Raw genomic sequence first — 18,593 nt, forward strand, 5'->3', positions numbered from 1 at the left:
TTTCTCTATCCTGAATTTTTTAACTAAGCGATTAAATTTGGTTGCCATCCACCCGCTTCACAATAAGCCGACTCGACCAACCAAAATCCTTTAGGCGTAAAAACACCAAGCATAACATTATCTATGCTTAATATTTGTATTGTATGACGTTGCCACGGAAAAATTTGTGCGCTCTGAATGGCTTTTTTCAACGGCCATGCCCCAACACGTCCATACAAATGCAATTTTTCTCCACCTAAACGTGGTTTTATCTGTAAAGGCTGCTCTAATAATGCAGAAGACAGTCCATATTTTTGTGTTTCAATGCGAAATCGCCCTGAAGCCAATGCATAAGCTTGATTTAAACTAAACCGTTGCTCAATTGACTCAATCGTCTGACATTCTTCCGCCAAATACTCTGCTTTACTGACACGAAAGAGCTGTTGTTGATAGCGTACATAATAATATTGGTTCCAATGCAATGCGGCTTGAGCATCCACTTTGGATTCAATCACTTCATCAAACAGGCGTTGCACCATATCAAAAGCGGGGCGATATAAATCCTCACCTTTCATCCAAGCAGACAGCAACTGTCGCTGTCTCGGTGCAGATAACTGACGAAATGGAGTTAAATTTAAAACCGCAGCATTGCCACAGCTGGCCCAGTCTTGCGCCAATACATCGGCTAAAATCGTTTCGGCATCTTGCATCAAATAACTGGTGCGTGCCAAAGCTTGCTGCATTTTCGGAAAGCGTTGTTCTAAGATTGGCCACAATTCAGCTCGGCACCATGCCCGATCATAACTGGTATCAAAATTGGTTTGGTCTTGAATATTTCTCAGCTGCATCTCAGCAGCCCACAGCTCAATTTGCTGTCTGGACAAAGCCAATAGCGGGCGCCAAATTGTAAATTGCTCTCGTATATCGATGCCCTGCATGGCGGCAAGTCCATGAATCCCCGCACCAGAGAGTAAACGGAGTAAAACGGTTTCGGCTTGATCTTGTTGATGATGGGCGAGAACTAAAATTTCATTGGCAAGAAGATGCTTCTGAAAGGCCGCGTAACGTGCACTACGTGCTTGGCTTTCTACATTGCCTGTATCAACATCCACCGCTTGAATCACACATGGGACATCCAAGACATAGCATTGTTCTTGAACAAAGCTACCCCACTGCGGACTAACATCCTGCAATTGATGATCAATATAGATGGCGCGAATGCGCTTGGGAAATAAATGAGACATCAAATGGAGTAGCAGCATGGAATCCATGCCACCACTACATCCGATTAAAAAATGAGGCTGTTCAGGTGTATCCTGAAACTCAGTTAAGACACTAGCCCTAAATTGTCGCTGCCAAACTTCATTAAACGTTGGTAACGTGCTTCGCATCGTTCATTCGCATCCATTGGTTGCAACTCAGCCAATGCATCTTTTAAAACGGTTTTTAAAGCATGCATGACTTGTTCTGGGTTGAGATGAGCGCCTTCACCTTCGTCGACCACATATTCAACAATACCAATTTTCTGTAGTTTTTCCGCAGTCAATGCTAAAGCTTCGCTGGCTTGCTCTGCTTTTTCAGCTGTTTTCCATAAAATAGATGCACAGCCTTCAGGCGAAATGACCGAATAAATACTATGGGATAACATCACCACACGGTCAGCCACACCAATACCCAGTGCACCACCTGAACCGCCTTCACCAAGTACGGTTGCAATTACTGGCACTTTCAAGCTTGAAAGTTGTGCCAAAGATGTTGCAATTGCTTCAGCCTGACCACGTTCTTCTGCACCCACACCTGGATATGCACCCATGGTGTCAATAAATGTAAAGACGGGTAGATTAAAACGTTCAGCCATATCGAGTAAGCGTTGTGATTTACGGTAACCTTCTGGGTTACTCATACCAAAGTTATGTTGTAACTTTTCACGCGTACTGCGACCACGGTGTTGACCCACAATCATGACTGGCTGACCATCAAAGCGAGCTAATCCACCGATCATTGCACCATCATCACCAAATAAGCGATCACCATGCAAAGCATCAAATTCGGTAAAAATTTCACTCACATAATCTAAAAATTGCGGACGCTCAGGATGACGTGCAATTTGAACCGTCGTCCATGCTTTGGATTGCGCAGCTTTATTCTTCATAGCTCAACCATAAATCCCTAATTGACCAATTTATTCATCGACAAATTGTTCTGATTGGATATCCAGCTCAACATCCCAATGCTTAAATTGCGCTTGCTCATCATGCAAGTCTGCAACCAGCAAAGGCCATTGCGCGGCATTACCAGAAACACTCAGCTGCCATTGTTGCGCATTGCCTACTGTTAATTCAATGGCAGGAAGCATCTGATCGCTACGACTATGATTCAGTAAAACTGCGAGGCGAAGTAACAAACACAGATAGACTAATTTGTTGCCGCCAACCTTCATCACATCGACACGCGCGTCACTGCGCAGCTTACGACGGTGATGGGCCACCAAATGCGACAGATGGTTTTGATCAATTTGTGAGAAGCCCGCAATGTCAGAATGTTGCAATAAATATGCACCATGACGATGGTAGCCCGCATGACTAATCGCTAAACCAATTTCGTGCAGATAAGCTGCACGACGCAGTAAATCACTGTCTTCTGTGGTTAATTTTAGCGAATCCGCCACACCATCAAACAAATGCTGAGCCATGTTCACGACCCGTTCAGCTTGTTTTGGATCAGCGTTATAACGGCCCATTAATGCTTGTACAGAACGATCTCGAATATCTTCATGTTGAAAACGTCCCAGCAAGTCATACATCACCCCTTCGCGTAGGGCACCATCTGAATACACCAGTTTATCCAGTTCAAGTACATCAAAAATGGCATACAAAATAGCGATTCCGGCTGGCAAAACTGCTCGACGGTCTTCTTTTAGACCATCAAATTCCATCTCAGCGACATGTTTGTATTTAAGCAATTTTTCTTTGAGCTTATCTAAACCGTCACGGGTGAGCTCTTCTTTTTCATTACTCCAGCCCATATTCACGGTAATTTGACGACACGCTTTGATGGTTCCGCTCGAACCAACCACCGTATCCCAACCCGCTTCTTTATAAGTATTGGCAATACCAGACAGTTCCTTACGTGCTGCAACCACGGCTTTATCAAAACTTTTTTGGTTAATTTCACCATCAACAAAGAAGGCTTTGGTAAATGCTACACAGCCCATTTGTAAAGATTCGGTATGAATGGGCTCAAATTCTTCACCAATAATCAGCTCTGTTGAACCACCACCGATATCAATCACAAGGCGGCGCCCACTGTTTACCATGGTATGAGATACACCCAAATAAATCAGACGAGCCTCTTCACGACCTGCAATAATTTCGATGTGCTTCGGCAAAATTTCTGCCGCTTTTTGAATAAATTCATGTCCATTTTTGGCTTGGCGTAGCGCATTGGTCGCCACAATTCTTAAACGATTCGGCTGAACCGAACCTAAGCGTCCGACAAAGCGAGATAAACAGGCCAAACCACGTTGCTGTGCGGCTTCTGTTAAGTTTTTATTTTCATCTAAACCCGCTGCTAACTGTACTTTTTCTGACATTGACGCAACTTTTTTCACTTCGCCATGGTCCACTCGCGCAATCGCTAAGTGGAAGCTGTTCGACCCCATATCGATGGCAGCAAGTAACTCTTCATCAATCAAAAAATCAGACATGATTTAATATAAACCTATACAGAATTGTGCTTAGATTAATTCACCTCCATGCAATTTAAAAGCCATTTATGGTCAGAAATTGACGAGCTTTTAAAATTTCGGCATATATGACAATTGTGTTACACGATCAGTAACATCGTGAGCTTCAATTAGACAAATTCAAACTAAAGGTTGAAAATTTAGTAATCCATCTACTCAGTGATAGCAGGCTATGACATACTATTAGCCATAAAACTATCCAAAAATTGAAACTGGAGCTATCCATGTCTGGCAATATCGTAAATACAACTGATACAAACTTCGACGCTGATGTACTTCAATCAGACGTTCCTGTGCTTGTTGACTTCTGGGCAGGCTGGTGTGCGCCATGTAAAGCAATTGCACCTGTATTAGAAGTATTGGCGAACGAATACGAAGGTAAAGTGAAGATTGTTAAAGTTGACGTGACTTCTTGCGAAGCAACGGCTGTGAACTATAACATCCGTAACATTCCTGCATTACTCATGTTCAAAAATGGTGAAGTTGTTGCTCAACAAGTGGGCGCTGCACCAAAATCGAAATTGACTGCTTTCATTGAAGAAAATATTTAAGCAGCCGTTTAGATTGAAAATGAAATACGCTGTCTAAACAACAGCGTATTTTTTTCGGCTATAAATTGACAAGTCTGTCTTTCTCTCTTATATTGCATGATCAAGAGATAAAGGATTATTCAATCCTGTCATTTTCTTAAAAGACACAACACATAAGATCGCCGCTCGGCAATACAAATTGTTTTGACACGTTTCTCTTCAAACAATGAATCAGTCCTCTGAATTGTTATAGTTCAAATACAATTGCGTTACTTCATTGCATGTCTGCGGCTAAATGTTGCTTCCTTTTCATCCTGTAATTTAGAATTTTTGATTCTTATCTGACCTCCTATGAATTTAACCGAACTCAAGAAAAAACCGATTGGCGAACTCATCAAAATTGCTGAATTTATGGGCCTCGAAGGAATGGCTCGTAACCGTAAGCAAGACATTATTTTTGCCATCTTAAAGCGCCATGCGATGAATGGCGAAGAAATCTTTGGGGATGGCGTTTTGGAAATTCTGTCAGATGGCTTCGGCTTCTTACGCTCTGCAGCGGGTTCTTACCTTGCAGGCCCAGATGACATTTATGTTAGCCCATCTCAAATTCGTCGTTTCAATCTACGTACTGGTGACACCATTACGGGAACCATTCGCCCACCCAAAGAAGGCGAACGTTATTTTGCACTGTTAAAAGTGAACCAAATTAACTACGACACGCCAGAAAACTCACGTAACAAAATCTTGTTTGAAAACTTAACACCTCTTTTCCCAACTGAGCAATTGGTGATGGAACTTGGTAACGGGACGACAGAAGATTTAACTGCACGTGTAGTTGACTTGGTTGCACCTATCGGTAAAGGCCAACGTTCAATTATCGTAGCACCGCCAAAAGCGGGTAAAACCATGTTGTTACAAAACATCGCTCAGTCGATCGTGCGTAACAACCCTGAGTGCTTCCTGATCGTTCTTCTCATTGACGAACGCCCTGAAGAAGTGACCGAAATGGAACGTACTGTTCGTGGTGAAGTCATTGCGTCAACGTTTGATGAATCTCCTGCTCGTCACGTTCAAGTGGCTGAAATGGTGATTGAAAAAGCAAAACGTTTGGTTGAGCACAAGAAAGATGTTGTGATTCTTCTTGACTCCATTACCCGTTTAGCACGTGCTTACAACACGGTTGTGCCTTCATCTGGTAAGGTTTTAACTGGTGGTGTGGATGCACATGCGCTGGAACGCCCTAAGCGTTTCTTCGGTGCAGCACGTAATATTGAAGAAGGTGGCTCACTAACGATCATTTCTACAGCCCTGATTGAAACTGGCAGTAAAATGGATGAAGTGATCTACGAAGAATTTAAAGGTACAGGTAACCAAGAAATTACACTGGATCGCCGTATTGCGGAAAAACGTGTCTTCCCTGCGATGAATATCAAAAAGTCTGGCACCCGCCGCGAAGAGCGCTTAATGTCTGAAGACAATCTACGTAAAGTCTGGATTTTACGTAAGTTACTTCATACCCAAGATGAACTTGCAGCAATGGAGTTCTTACTTGATCGCATGAAAGAAACCAAAACCAACGATGATTTCTTTGATCAAATGAAGCGTAAAGCGACCAGCTAACCCGACCTGCTTCACCTAAAAAGGCTGTCTTAACGACAGCCTTTTTATTTGGTTGACTTAGCTTACACAAAGCAACATTTCATCCCATTCTCTGTAAACTTATTTGCAAGTTTTTGATAAATAAAAATTTGAAATAAAAAACCTTCATCTTTTTAAATGTTTATTCAGTACTTCTCCAATACAAACCTCATCATTGATTGTTATTTTCTGTTAAAAAAGCCCTGTTTTTAGACCTTTTTTATCACTTTTTTCATCCCAGCTAGTAGCAATTCAAAATGCGCAGTGATAGCATATTTGCAGACCAGTTAGGCTGCTCCTGCATTGTTAGTCCCTAGCAAAATTAGGAACAATAAAAGCACACAACAGACTAACGTCGGTTTTTTTTAATCTCATATTTTAGAGAGTGATGCCATGTTATTCAAAAAAATCGCTATTGCTGCTGCAGTTGCTACTACTTTAGCTTTCGTTGGCTGTGCTAAGAAAGAAGAAGCTCCTGCTGCTGAAGCTGCATCTGAAGTTGCTGCTGCATCTGAAGCTGTTGAAGCTGCATCTGAAGTTGCTGTAGACGCTACTGCTGCTGCTTCTGAAGCTACTGCTGCTGCTTCTGAAGCTACTGCTGCTGCTTCTGAAGTTGTTGAAGCTGCTGCTTCTGAAGCTGCTCACTAATCCTTTAGATTAGTTAGTAAAAAAAGAGAGCCCATGGCTCTCTTTTTTTATGTTCAAAATTTATCAAAAAACAAAGCTCTGCTATTTGGCAAGAATTTAATCAGCCAAACAATCACCAAAAACTCTAAGCAAAAAAAAAGCAGATCAATCGATCTGCTCATTTCCCACACGCTGGCGGAATTTCTGCCCTGCGCGGAAGGTCACTACACGGCGTGCAGAAATCGGAATTTCTTCACCCGTTTTCGGGTTACGACCTGGACGTTGACGTTTATCACGCAACTCAAAGTTACCGAAACCAGAAAGTTTAACTTGCTCACCAGAGATTAGCGCTTGGCTAATCTCGTCAAAGAACAACTCAACCATTTGCTTAGCTTCACGACGGTTTAAACTCGTGAGCTCACTTAGATGGTCAGCCATTTCCGCTTTTGTTAATGCTGTCATGAAGCCCTCAATGTCGCCTGATAAGTGTTTTCCAACACTTGTAAAATATGATCCATGCCGGATTTAATTTCAGCATCTTCAAGCGTACGTGATGGGTGTTGCCAAAGAAGTGCAAATGCCAATGAGCGCTTACCGTCTTCAACGCCTTGCCCAGTGTACACATCGAATAACCAAGTCGAGTCTAAAAGCTGACCACCTGTTTTTTCGATAAGTTGCTGAATTTCACTTACATTTATCTTATCACTAATTAAAAGCGCAATATCACGTCTAACCGACGGAAAACGTGATAATTCTGTAAAATTAGATACATAAGTTTGCAAAACAGCCGATTGATCAAGTTCAGCCACCCAAGTTGTGCTCAAATCCAATGCACCTTCTAAAGATGGATGTAATCGACCAAAGTAACCAATAGATTGGCCATCGACTAAAACCTCAGCAGACTGTCCTGGATGCAACCAGCTACGCTCAGAACGAACATAGTCTACTTGCACACGACCTGCTGCCAATACTTCTTCAATTTCACCTTTGAAATCAAAGAAATCCATAGCTTGAGGTTTAGCATGCCAAGTTTCTGAAGTTTTTGCACCTGTTGCAATCACTGCAAGGGTAGGAATTTGTTTCAAATCATGAATAGATTCAGCATCTTGATAGTCAAAACGCAAGCCTAATTCAAAGAAACGTACACGGCTTTGTTGGCGGTTTACGTTGTATTGCACACACGGAATCAAACTAGACAGCAATGTTGAACGCATCACGGCTAAATCGCTTGAAATCGGGTTAGCCAAAGCTAAAGGATTCACAGCCTTATTGAGTTGCTTCTCAAGCTTTAAGTCTGCAAAGCTAAAGCTAATCGCTTCTTGATAACCCAAAGTCACGAGAGTTTGACGAAGCTGAGTCATTTCAAATTGGTCTTGATATTGAGCCAATTGCGCTTCAATTTTTGGCAAACTGATTTGAATGTTGTCATAACCATGAATACGCGCGACTTCTTCAATCAGGTCTTGGTAGATCGCCATATCATAACGGTGTGAAGGCGGCACTACAGACCACTGACCTTCTGCTTTAACCGTCACAGCACAACCTAAACGGGTTAATGCATCCGCAATAAATGCAGCATCTACGCGATAACCGAGCAATTGATCCACTTGTGCTTGTTCTAGCTCAATCGCTTCACGCTTCGGTAAAACAGCTGCTTGTTCCGCTATCGTAATCGGACCAAACTCACCACCCGCCAATTCTGCAATCAATTGTGATGCACGGTGCATCGCGAGCATTGGGAGTTCAAAATCCACGCCACGCTCATAACGCTGCGACGCATCGGTATGTAAGCCAAAGCTACGGGCACGACCTGCAATTGCTAATGGGGCAAAGAATGCAGACTCTAAGAAAATGTCTTGGGTTTCATCGGTAACAGATGAAGACAAGCCCCCCATGATACCTGCAATCGCTAATGCTTTTTCATCATCCGCAATCACCATGACTTTTTCATTGAGATCAACTTCTTGCTCATTCAGGAGAACCAATTTCTCCGCCGTATTCGCTTGACGAACTTGGACTGAACCTTGAATTTTTGCTGCATCAAAAGCATGGAGCGGTTGACCCAACTCCATCAGTACATAATTGGTAATATCAACCAAAATACTGTGCTGACGAATCCCTGAGCGAACCAAAGCGCGTTCCATCCATTCTGGGGTTGCTGCTTTGGTATTCACGTTTTTAATCACACGACCCAAATAGCGCGGGCAGCCTTCAGTGCTCACCACAACTTTTTTCTCATCAGCAATGGTCGCGGCAACGGCATTAATTTCAGGTGCAGTCACGGTCAGTTGGTTAATCACCCCAATTTCACGGGCAATACCACGAATACTGAAACAGTCACCACGGTTTGGCGTGATGCTGATATCAATCACATGATCATCAAGCTGTAAGTATTCACGAATATCCACACCGACAGGTGCATCAACGGGTAACTCTAAAAGACCATCAATTTTGTCTTCTAGATCAATTTCAGACGCACCACACAGCATACCTTGTGATTCAATGCCACGAAGTTTGCCTTTCTTGATTTTGAAATCACCAGGAAGCACAGCACCAATGGTTGCCACAGGGGCTTTCATACCAACCCGAACATTCGGTGCACCACATACAATTTGCAAAGGCTCACCTGAACCAATATTTACGGTAGTTACACGTAAACGGTCTGCATCAGGATGTTGCTCTACCGTCAACACTTCACCAACAACCACGCCAGTGAACGGTTTTGCCGCAGGTGATAAATCATCGACCTCTAAACCCAGCATGGTCAGTTGGTCAGATAAAGTATTGCTATCAACGGCTGGGTTAACCCATGTACGCAACCAATTTTCGCTAATTTTCATAAATTCAATGTCCTTAATCTCCCCTAACCCCTCTTTTAAAGAGAGGAAAACACACCACCGTTTTTAGGTAGACCAGCCCCCCTTTATAAAGGGGGATTTAGGGGGATTTCAATAATTCTAAAATAACTGTTTAAACTATTAAGCAAATTGGCGTAAGAAACGCACATCGTTTTGGTAGAACATACGTAAGTCATTGATGCCATAACGAAGCATCGCAAAACGTTCCACACCTAGACCGAAAGCAAAGCCTTTGTATTTTTCAGGATCAATCCCTGCTGCCTGCAAGACATTTGGATGCACCATGCCACAACCAAGTACTTCTAACCATTTACCACGTTCATCCATAATATCCACCTCAGCGCTTGGCTCTGTGAATGGGAAATAAGATGGGCGGAAACGCACTTTTAAATCTTTTTCAAAGAATTCGTTTAATAGATTAACCAATAAACCTTTCAGTTCTGCAAAGCTTGTATTTTCAGCTACATACAAACCTTCAATTTGATGGAACATTGGCGAATGCGTTTGGTCCGAGTCACAACGGTATACACGACCTGGACATACAATACGAATCGGGGGTTGCTGGGTTTCCATCGTACGAATCTGCACACCCGAAGTATGGGTACGTAGCAAATGTGTCGCATCGAAATAGAAAGTATCGTGCATTGCACGCGCAGGGTGATGCCCTGGAATATTTAAAGCTTCAAAGTTGTGGTAGTCATCTTCAACTTCTGGGCCAGTTTCAATTACAAAACCCGCTTTGGTAAAGAACTGACAAATACGCTCTTGTACTTGACTAACGGGGTGAATACTACCAATCGTTTGACCACGACCCGGTAAAGTAATATCCACCGTTTCACTTGCAAGTTTTTGCGCCAACGCTGCTTGTTGTAATTGTGTTTGGCGTTCAGTTAAAGCACCGGTAATCGCTTCACGGACTGCATGAATTTGAGCACCAAAATTTTTACGCTCTTCAGGGTCCATTTTACCTAAAGCTTTGGATTGCTCAGCGAGCTGGCTTTTCTTACCCGTAAACTGCACTCGTACTTGATCGAGTGTAGCAAGGTCCTCTGCTGCTGCAATCGCAGCAAGCGCTTCAGTGGTCAGGGCTTCCAGTGACATAGTAACTCTCAAAGCAACAATTTATAAAATTAATAAAACCCCATATTCTATCAGTTTTTAAGCACGTTGATGAAGCTCTACGATCAGGAAAATTTGTTTAGTACATGGTTTTATAAACAGGTTAAGATAGTGTCATCACAGAAGAGAACAACAAACGATGTCGCTTGATCCTATTTGGCAACAACAACTTACTTTAGTTACTTATGGCAATGAATATTTACGCCACAACCTAAGTTTCCAACGTTGGTTAGAACATGCCATTTTTGACCGACATTGCTTTCAGTTTCGTGATCTGAATAGTCAACATTTACTGGCTCAGCATTTTCAGGTCTGGCTTGAAGCCTTAAAAAAACAAGGGGTCAAACAGCTCAGTCTACATAGCTCAACATTGCTAGCAGATGAAAAGAACCCCAACCCAAATATTGAACTGCTTGCTACACCACATATTATTGTGAGCCATCAAGCACAGCAAAAAACTGCTTGGATTTTTGGTAAAGAACTGGCTGAGTGGTACAGCGCTGAACACGATTTTATAATTCCAAAAGCACAACAAAGCTCAATCCGTAGAGAAAATTTATGGCGTTTTGAACTGAATCATAAACTCAGCAAACGCATTGAAGCGGACTTACAAACGCCGAAATGGGACGAAATCGAAAACTTTACTGAACAAGAACTATTTAGTGTGCCATTTGCACAAGGTTTCGTAGAACCCGAGACGGTAGACTTACCTTATTATGGACAACAAGAGGTCACAGATGCAGCCCACCGTCTCGCTCTTTTGCCAACAGACTACGCTGCCGATTATGCACATCAAACGCTGTATCGCTTAGATGCGTTATCAGCATTTATCCAGACTAAGATTCAACATCCTTATAATGCAGAAGGCCACGTGCTCACGCCAGATAAGCAATTGAACCTACGTCATTTTGAACAAAAGATTGATGATTTAAGTACCAAGTTTATCGTGAAAGTGGCCAACCACTATCAAACCGCGCAGCTCACACCCAAAGACACGACTACACCACTTGATGCTCGCAATCATTCAACACCTAAACTAAGTGCGATAGAGACCAAACCTCATGAAATACACCATAAATCGGGGAAAACTGGAGTATTTGCTTTAATCGTGATTACGATTTTGATTTGTGTAGTTGGCTATTATTTTGGCTTATAAGCTATTAGAGATATATCAAAGCGCCCCTATCAAAGAGCGCTTTTTTATGGTCTCAATTTGTTCAGGCGGTAATAAGAAGGTTGAAAGGCCGGATTTTGATTTGTACCTTATGCTGATTGGCATGTTGATTAATATAATGATTAACCGAAACCACCTCGCCTTCTAGCTCCGCATCAGGTCCATACATAATTTTGACTGACTCACCTTTCCTGGGAATCATTTGTAATTCCACAGTGATACTTCCCTGTCCCATCCCAGTAATTTCTGCAAGCATATCCTACTCCTTTTCTTTTAATCTTTTTATTTATTAGGCATCGGCCACCTTTGAGATTAAAGCAGATTTATGTAACTAAAGCTTAACGGTTCATCTTGATCACTGAGTAGGCACTGATATTTTTTTATTTAAACGCTATGCTTTTCAACAGCCAACTGATTTAAAAAGCAACTCACCTGTTTTGGTGTCTTTAAATGAATCCACTGTATATGTTGATATTCAGGTATCTGCATCATTTTTAAGTATTTCTGTCGGTTTTTAGCATGTGTTTTGATCATCCACCAAATAATCGAGTCCTGACCAAACATCCGCAGCAAACTTTCCCGATTATTCGAGTTTTCCCATAAATCCTGTTGCGCCCATGCCCGCTGAACCGCACGCTTCACAGAACGGTAAAGATTGACTGGAAACGGTAAGTCCAACCAAATGACAGTATCAATTTCAGCCCATTTCACAGGAATGGCGCGGGTATAGTTACCATCGATCACATAGCCCTGTGTTGCCTTTTGTACTTCCGACTCAATCTTGGCAAAGAACACCTCATCGGGACATTCTTGCCAGTCATCAAGCCAAAACAAATTATCCAACTCGATATAATGCAAATCTAACTTTTCGGCCAAAGCTCTGGAAAATGTAGACTTTCCCGTGGCAGAGGTTCCTACAACATTGATTCTTTTCATTGTACTGGCCTAACGCTGATGCGATCTTTCTTATCATACCTAATTATGGTTGTATCACAGTCTCTCCTTTGACCCATAAAAAATTTGATTCAAAAAATAATCGGCCATAAAAAAGACCGCTAAAAAGCGGTCTTTCTTTAAGTCTTAAAGACTTATGCAGCTAATGCATCTTTAGCTTTAGAAGCTAAAGATGCAAATGCAACTGCGTCATGCATAGCGATGTCAGCAAGTACGCGACGGTCGATAATCACTTGAGCTTTTTTCAAGCCAGCGATCATACGGCTGTACGATAAACCATTTAGACGAGCACCAGCATTAATACGCGCAATCCATAGAGCACGGAATTGACGTTTTTTCTGACGACGGTCACGGTAAGCGTATTGACCCGCTTTGATTACTGCTTGGAACGCTACGCGATATACGCGTGAACGAGCGCCGTAGTAACCTTTAGCACGAGCAAGAATTTTTTTATGACGGCGATGAGCCTGTACACCACGTTTTACACGAGCCATTTATAATCTCCTTAGATGTATGGGCACATACGACGAACTGAAGCAACGTCACTCACGTGAACCATTACACAGCCGCGTAATTGACGAATACGCTTAGCAGATTTTTTGGTCAAAATGTGGCGTTTGAACGCTTGTTTACGCTTGAAACCGTTAGCAGTAGCTTTAAAACGCTTAGCTGCACCACGGCGAGTTTTCATCTTAGGCATAACAACCTCTTTTGAACACCTGTTCGGAACGTTTGCACCATTGCAAAACGACCTGCAGGTAAGGGAGCGAATATTCTAATCGAACTTTGTCTAAAACAAAAGCAAATAATCAACAATAAAAGCAAGCTTAGTTTATTTCCCGATAAGCTTTAAGCGATGAATTTATAACCGAGGCTTAGTCCAAGTCGTATAATGCCTCATCCATTCCATACTGTACCCTTATGAACGCTACACAGGATGCTTTTGCCGCACTCCGATACCGAGACTTCTCTATTGTTACGCTCAATCAATTTTGCCTGACACTTGCCATTATAATTCAGGAAATTATTGTGGCGTATTCTTTGTATAAAATTACCAAAGATCCTCTCACTCTAGGTTTGATTGGCCTAGCAGAAGCAATCCCCTTTATTGCGCTCTCCTTATGGGGCGGTTATTTTGCCGATCGCTTTAATAAGCAAACCATCATGAAAATCTGCTTATTCTTTGCCATTCCTCTGCCCTTGGTTTTATGGGGGTTATTTCATGCTTATGGCTTAAGGCACATTGAACTCTCCACCCTGTCATGGGGTGTCTATGCCGTGATCTTTGGCCTAGGAACAATTCGAGGTTTCTACAATCCATCCGCAACATCACTCAAACCCTTTTTAATTCCTCGGGAAATTTATGCCAATGGTGCTACATGGACCACCATTGGTTGGCAAAGCGGGGTGATTATTGGGCCAATGCTCGGTGGATTTATGCTGGCATTTTTAGGCCGTGAAACCAGTTTAATCAGTGTAGCGGTACTGCTCAGCCTATGTTTCTTACTCGTCAATCTTTTAAGCAAACGCACTTTTCCTAAAATTGAAACGGAACGTGTACTACAAAGTTTAGGTGAAGGCTTTCGTTTTATTGCCAAAACTAAAATTGTCCTCTGGGCCATCTCACTCGACTTAGTCTCGGTACTGTTTGGTGGTGTGATTGCTTTGCTCCCGATCTTTGCTGAAGATATTTTGAAAATTGGGCCCGAAGGATTGGGCTATTTACGGGCAGCGCCATCGATTGGTGCACTCATTACCATGATTGCGCTGACACGTTTTCCGCCCACCCGACATGCATGGCGTAATATGCTGCTTGCTGTTGCTGGTTTTGGCCTATTCACCTTATTGTTCGCTTACTCAAACTATCTCTGGCTATCTTTATTTGCTCTTGCTATGACGGGTGCATGTGACAGTATTTCAGTGGTAATTCGTCAGACTATTTTACAAATTTATCCTCCTGAAAATATGCGAGGCCGTGTTGCAGCTGTAAATGGCATGTTTGTGTCGAGTAGTAATGAACTGGGGGCATTTGAGTCAGGTCTTGCAGCAAAATATTTAGGCCCTGTGATTGCAACGGTTTTTGGCGGCGGCATGACACTCTTGGTGGTCGCACTGAGTTGGGCTAAAACCAAAGACTTATTTGGTGTAGACATCACCCAAGCCGAGCAAAAATAGTTTTAATTTAACAATATAACTTGCGAGTCTTTCTAATTCAGGAAATACTCGCAACAATTATTTAAGTCATGCGCACTGGATGCGTTATAAAAGAAATCGACCATATGAAACCACTCTTCTTGCTCGTATTATCTACACTGCCCTTTCATCTCAGTCATGCAGCTCAGCCACCATTAGAACTCACCATTCAAAAAAGTTCAGCTCAATCGGCGCATTTGACCACGCGTATCCAATGGCTAGATTTCCCCAAACCCCAATATAAAAATAGTGATTTAAACCAACAAAACCGTGCAGCGATTATTCGTGTGTATGCAGATGAAACAGGTTATGTAACCAAAGCGACAGTCCAAGAAACGACTGGAATCAAAGCTTTGGATGAAAAGCTGGTAAATGCCGTGCTTCAAGCTAAAGTAAAACCGTTTATGGAGGACGACACCGCTTTAGCTGTCATTGGTTATCAAGTTTTTAATTTAAACCTAACCCCAGATGATGCCGAAGCATGTAACTATAGCTTTGACTCGAAGAACTGGCGTGCGCAGCAACAGCAGCAAAAAGTGCCTTTTCAATATCAGGTTCAACCTAAGCTTGCGCTAGATTCTACGCAGTTGAATGGTCATGACCGTCAAATTAAATTTAGCTTTAAAGCCGATAAACATGGCAACATCAAGAAGCCTAAAATTATCAAAGGTTCGGGTATCTACGAGCTTGATCAACAAGTTTTACAAGCCGTTGCAAATAGCAAAGTCAGTGTTAAACGCACAGCAAGTACACTGTGGCTCTATAAAAAATCTAAATTTAAAGATGCGATTGAATTCGATCTAAATGCTTGTCGTTAAAATTTAGCATGACACGAGTTTTCACTCACTCGTGTCATCTCTAGATCAACTTTAAACCCATTCAGCCAATATAAGCATGTGGCCAGTTGGTCTCTGAAAATAATTAGAACTGACTAAACATCCAATACACAAAAAGATAACGTCCCATTTTCGCAATACTCACCATCACGACAAAACGAACAAAGTTTTCTTTGAGTAATCCTGCAATGAGGGTAATCGGATCACCAATGATGGGCACCCAACTGAGCAATAAAGACCAAAAACCATATTTTTGATAAATACCCTGCGCCTGCAACATCTTTTGCTCTGAGACGGGAAACCATTTTTTGTTTTTGTATTCCTCAACTTTCAAGCCGAGCCACCAATTCACACAGCTACCTAGAATATTGCCTAGACTGGCAACAGCTACCAATAACCACACTGAATACTGCATATGAGCCAACAATCCCACCAAAACTGCCTCTGACTGTAACGGTAGCAGTGTCGCTGCCCCAAAAGCAGAAAGGAAAAGTAGTCCTAAGGCCCACATCATTTTATGATTTTAAACCCAGCTTTTTCTTGGTTGAGCTGTAAGCAAAACTTGACCAGATCAATGCCAGAATCAACAAAGACCAACGTGACCATGAATATTTATCGGCAATCGGTTCAATTGCAGCTCGAAGTACCACCTGATCTTTGGTATTCAGCAGTTCAATGATTTTTTGAATGTGTACCGCTTCAGCTACAAATAGCACCAAACATCCCGCAATCCCCACAATAATACTGAGATAGATTTTAGGATTCGCTTCAATAATGCGGGTTAAATTGAGAAAAAACTCTTTTTTCATTACACTAATGTCCAAACAACCTTTCAACAAAAAAGCCACCCTTCGGTGGCTTTAAAGAATGGCTTATACCTTGAAGGCGCTAAGCTTAACACAGTTCAAGTCAGCGCTTCTGTAACTAATTCACTTGAAGCGCCAACGCACGCTGAACCGCGGGGCGCGCTTGAATACGCTCCATATAAGCCTTCACATTTGGGTAGTCATTTATGTCAATTTGCTGCCACTCATAACGCAAAATCCATGGAAAAATTGCCATATCCGCTATCGAATACTCGCCAGCTACATAGCTTTGACCAAAAAGCTGATTATCTAGTACACCATACAAGCGCTTGGTTTCATTGACATAGCGTTCAGTTGCATACGCAATACGTTCGGGAGCAAATTTACTAAAGTGATGGTTCTGTCCAAGCATTGGACCAAAACCACCCATTTGCCACATCAACCACTGCTCAACTTCAACACGAGACTGTTCATCGCTTGGATAAAACTGTCCTGTTTTACGCCCTAAATACTGCAAAATCGCCCCTGACTCAAACACAGAAATGGCTTCACCTTTAGGACCATCTTGATCCACAATCGCAGGGATTTTATTGTTGGGTGAAATGCGTAGAAAGTCGGGTTGGAACTGATCATTTTCTAAAATATTGATGGGAAAGACTTGATACTCCAAACCCATCTCTTCTAATGCGATGCTAATTTTATGTCCGTTGGGTGTTCCCCAATAGTACAAATCGATCATGTGGTTATCCTGTTACTTTTCTCGTTTTAGTTCATATTGTCGAGGTTTGATACTGTTTATAACATGATTCCAGCCTAGAAACATTAGGCTAAACTGAAATTGAAATCTTAAAATATGCATGACTAGCTTCATATAAATAGAATAATTATCAACCAAAGAGAATTTTTTAAAAAACCTTATTTTTTAATCTTGAAATTTCATAGAGCATCCAAATATTAAAAGTACAGCAAACATCCACACCAATTATTGCTGTGACAACCATGCTAATCGAGTCGCATAGGTTGCTTATTTATATCACTTTTCCTAATAGTGGAGGTTTTATCAATGAGTAATTTAAGCTTAATGCCATTATTCCGTCGTAGTATCGGTTTTGACCGTTTAAACGATTTGTTTGATCATGCAATGCTCAGTGAAGCACCACATTATCCTGCGTACAATATTGAAAAAGTCGGTGATGATCACTACCGCATTGTCGTAGCTGCGACTGGTTTTAACCAAGATGAGCTCGCGATTGACTTAGAGAATCAGGTACTTAATATTTCAGGTCATCATGCTGATCAGACCAAAGACAATCATGCTGAGTTCTTGCATAAAGGTATCACACAGCGTTCATTTAAATTATCCTTACGTTTAGATGAACACATTGAAGTACAAGAGGCCAATTATGAAAATGGTTTACTCACCATCCAGCTACAACGGATTGTCCCAGAAGAAAAAGCGCCATGCCGAATTCCAATCGGACAGAAGAAATTAACAACTGAAAACACTTCGGCATAGTCAATCAACAAAATAAAAAAAGCACTGCATAGGCAGTGCTTTTTTTAAGATCAATGGATCATTACTTTTTCTTTTTAGGACCAAGCAACATACCCATTTGACGACCTTCCATTTTTGGTGATTGCTCAACAACACCAATTTCAGCCACATCTGCTTCAACTTTTTGAAGTTGAGCCAAACCAAGCTGTTGGTGCGCCATTTCACGACCACGGAAACGAAGAGTAATTTTTACTTTGTTGCCTTCTTCAAGGAACTTAGTGATTGCACGTAGTTTTACGTTGTAATCACCAACATCAGTACCCGGGCGGAGTTTGATTTCTTTCACCTGTACTTGATGCTGTTTTTTCTTCGCTTCTTTCTGCTTTTGCTTTAGATCAAACAAATGCTTGTTGAAGTCCATGATTTTACAAACAGGCGGTTCAGCGTTGGCTACGATCTCAACAAGATCAAGCTCAACACTTTCAGCAGCGCGTAATGCTTCTGCCAAGCTAACAATACCTTTTTGCTCACCATTTTCGTCTACAAGACGGACTTCTTTCGCACGAATTTCATCATTCAAAGCAGGACGGTTTGATTTGTTACCGCCCTGTTGATTACGGTCAGGCTGTTTAATCGCTG

Annotated in this window: 21 protein-coding genes; 7 read left to right on the forward strand and 14 right to left on the reverse strand. The window is 41.9% G+C overall.

The genetic code is table 11. From position 1 onward, the window contains the following. Window positions 1-23: 23 nt before the first annotated feature. Genes tilS through ppx form a run of 3 tightly spaced genes read right to left on the reverse strand, consistent with a single transcriptional unit; the run spans window position 24 to window position 3,685 of the window. Window positions 24-1,370: a tRNA lysidine(34) synthetase TilS gene (tilS, locus tag WH214_RS00145; RefSeq protein ID WP_339421678.1), complete on the reverse strand. Its 1,347-nt coding sequence runs from the start codon at window positions 1,368-1,370 to the stop codon at window positions 24-26. Continuing rightward, entirely contained in the window at window positions 1,307-2,131 is an 825-nt protein-coding gene (locus WH214_RS00150; protein WP_078388708.1) for an acetyl-CoA carboxylase carboxyltransferase subunit alpha, read from the reverse strand. The genes tilS and WH214_RS00150 overlap by 64 nt, the downstream gene beginning before the upstream one ends. A 30-nt stretch (window positions 2,132-2,161) precedes the next feature. Next, window positions 2,162-3,685 (reverse strand): exopolyphosphatase, encoded by a 1,524-nt coding sequence (ppx, locus tag WH214_RS00155; RefSeq protein WP_004692262.1) that lies wholly within the window; start codon window positions 3,683-3,685, stop codon window positions 2,162-2,164. A gap of 263 nt (window positions 3,686-3,948) precedes the next feature. Here ppx and trxA point away from each other — a divergent pair, with 263 nt between their 5' ends. The 3 genes from trxA to WH214_RS00170 all read left to right on the forward strand — a co-directional run bounded on the left by trxA (window position 3,949) and on the right by WH214_RS00170 (window position 6,540). Further along, window positions 3,949-4,275: a thioredoxin gene (gene trxA / locus WH214_RS00160; RefSeq protein ID WP_004692264.1), complete on the forward strand. Its 327-nt coding sequence runs from the start codon at window positions 3,949-3,951 to the stop codon at window positions 4,273-4,275. Between the two features lie 330 nt (window positions 4,276-4,605). Then, on the forward strand, window positions 4,606-5,874 hold the full coding sequence (gene rho / locus WH214_RS00165; protein ID WP_004692266.1) for a transcription termination factor Rho: 1,269 nt from the start codon (window positions 4,606-4,608) through the stop codon (window positions 5,872-5,874). Window positions 5,875-6,285: 411 nt separating this feature from the next. After that, window positions 6,286-6,540, forward strand: coding sequence for a hypothetical protein (locus tag WH214_RS00170; RefSeq protein WP_339421679.1), 255 nt, complete (start codon window positions 6,286-6,288; stop codon window positions 6,538-6,540). Between the two features lie 144 nt (window positions 6,541-6,684). Here WH214_RS00170 and WH214_RS00175 read toward each other — a convergent pair whose 3' ends face one another. The 3 genes from WH214_RS00175 to pheS all read right to left on the reverse strand — a co-directional run bounded on the left by WH214_RS00175 (window position 6,685) and on the right by pheS (window position 10,478). Further along, window positions 6,685-6,981, reverse strand: a complete 297-nt coding sequence (locus WH214_RS00175) for an integration host factor subunit alpha (RefSeq protein WP_004649746.1) — start codon at window positions 6,979-6,981, stop codon at window positions 6,685-6,687. Beyond that, window positions 6,978-9,359, reverse strand: coding sequence for a phenylalanine--tRNA ligase subunit beta (gene pheT, locus WH214_RS00180; RefSeq protein ID WP_339421680.1), 2,382 nt, complete (start codon window positions 9,357-9,359; stop codon window positions 6,978-6,980). The genes WH214_RS00175 and pheT overlap by 4 nt, the downstream gene beginning before the upstream one ends. Window positions 9,360-9,497: 138 nt before the next feature. Continuing rightward, window positions 9,498-10,478: a phenylalanine--tRNA ligase subunit alpha gene (gene pheS, locus WH214_RS00185; protein WP_339421681.1), complete on the reverse strand. Its 981-nt coding sequence runs from the start codon at window positions 10,476-10,478 to the stop codon at window positions 9,498-9,500. 157 nt (window positions 10,479-10,635) lie between these two features. Here pheS and WH214_RS00190 point away from each other — a divergent pair, with 157 nt between their 5' ends. After that, window positions 10,636-11,652 (forward strand): hypothetical protein, encoded by a 1,017-nt coding sequence (locus tag WH214_RS00190; RefSeq protein ID WP_339421682.1) that lies wholly within the window; start codon window positions 10,636-10,638, stop codon window positions 11,650-11,652. 61 nt (window positions 11,653-11,713) lie between these two features. Here WH214_RS00190 and WH214_RS00195 read toward each other — a convergent pair whose 3' ends face one another. The 4 genes from WH214_RS00195 to rpmI form a co-directional block, all read right to left on the reverse strand. Further along, window positions 11,714-11,926, reverse strand: coding sequence for a hypothetical protein (locus tag WH214_RS00195; protein WP_004692273.1), 213 nt, complete (start codon window positions 11,924-11,926; stop codon window positions 11,714-11,716). Between the two features lie 128 nt (window positions 11,927-12,054). Next, the gene (locus WH214_RS00200; RefSeq protein ID WP_339421683.1) at window positions 12,055-12,606 is read right to left on the reverse strand and encodes an adenylate kinase; all 552 of its coding nucleotides are present in this window, start codon (window positions 12,604-12,606) and stop codon (window positions 12,055-12,057) included. Window positions 12,607-12,758: 152 nt separating this feature from the next. Continuing rightward, a complete protein-coding gene (rplT, locus tag WH214_RS00205; RefSeq protein WP_339421684.1) occupies window positions 12,759-13,118 on the reverse strand; it encodes a 50S ribosomal protein L20 in 360 nt (119 codons plus the stop codon). 11 nt (window positions 13,119-13,129) lie between these two features. Further along, a complete protein-coding gene (gene rpmI / locus WH214_RS00210) occupies window positions 13,130-13,324 on the reverse strand; it encodes a 50S ribosomal protein L35 (protein ID WP_004278281.1) in 195 nt (64 codons plus the stop codon). A 221-nt stretch (window positions 13,325-13,545) separates the two neighbouring features. Here rpmI and WH214_RS00215 point away from each other — a divergent pair, with 221 nt between their 5' ends. Next, window positions 13,546-14,799 (forward strand): MFS transporter, encoded by a 1,254-nt coding sequence (locus WH214_RS00215; protein ID WP_339421685.1) that lies wholly within the window; start codon window positions 13,546-13,548, stop codon window positions 14,797-14,799. A 104-nt stretch (window positions 14,800-14,903) separates the two neighbouring features. Further along, window positions 14,904-15,635 (forward strand): energy transducer TonB, encoded by a 732-nt coding sequence (locus WH214_RS00220; RefSeq protein ID WP_339992709.1) that lies wholly within the window; start codon window positions 14,904-14,906, stop codon window positions 15,633-15,635. A 103-nt stretch (window positions 15,636-15,738) separates the two neighbouring features. Here the strand turns inward: WH214_RS00220 and WH214_RS00225 are convergent, their stop codons facing one another. The 3 genes from WH214_RS00225 to WH214_RS00235 all read right to left on the reverse strand — a co-directional run bounded on the left by WH214_RS00225 (window position 15,739) and on the right by WH214_RS00235 (window position 17,198). Then, window positions 15,739-16,167 carry a YqaA family protein gene (locus WH214_RS00225; protein ID WP_339421687.1) on the reverse strand — a complete coding sequence of 143 codons (429 nt, stop codon included), beginning with the start codon at window positions 16,165-16,167 and terminating at the stop codon, window positions 15,739-15,741. Between the two features lies 1 nt (window position 16,168). Further along, a complete protein-coding gene (locus WH214_RS00230) occupies window positions 16,169-16,462 on the reverse strand; it encodes a hypothetical protein (protein WP_114836810.1) in 294 nt (97 codons plus the stop codon). Between the two features lie 115 nt (window positions 16,463-16,577). Then, complete coding sequence (locus WH214_RS00235) at window positions 16,578-17,198, reverse strand: glutathione S-transferase family protein (protein ID WP_339421688.1); 621 nt, start codon at window positions 17,196-17,198, stop codon at window positions 16,578-16,580. 324 nt (window positions 17,199-17,522) lie between these two features. Here WH214_RS00235 and WH214_RS00240 point away from each other — a divergent pair, with 324 nt between their 5' ends. After that, window positions 17,523-17,975, forward strand: a complete 453-nt coding sequence (locus WH214_RS00240) for an Hsp20 family protein (protein ID WP_339421689.1) — start codon at window positions 17,523-17,525, stop codon at window positions 17,973-17,975. A 61-nt stretch (window positions 17,976-18,036) separates the two neighbouring features. Here the strand turns inward: WH214_RS00240 and infC are convergent, their stop codons facing one another. Further along, window positions 18,037-18,588: a translation initiation factor IF-3 gene (infC, locus tag WH214_RS00245; RefSeq protein ID WP_050796974.1), complete on the reverse strand. Its 552-nt coding sequence runs from the start codon at window positions 18,586-18,588 to the stop codon at window positions 18,037-18,039. Window positions 18,589-18,593: the final 5 nt, after the last annotated feature.

The sequence above is a fragment of the Acinetobacter sp. MYb191 genome, from assembly GCF_037572605.1.
Taxonomy (GTDB): Bacteria; Pseudomonadota; Gammaproteobacteria; order Pseudomonadales; family Moraxellaceae; genus Acinetobacter; species Acinetobacter johnsonii.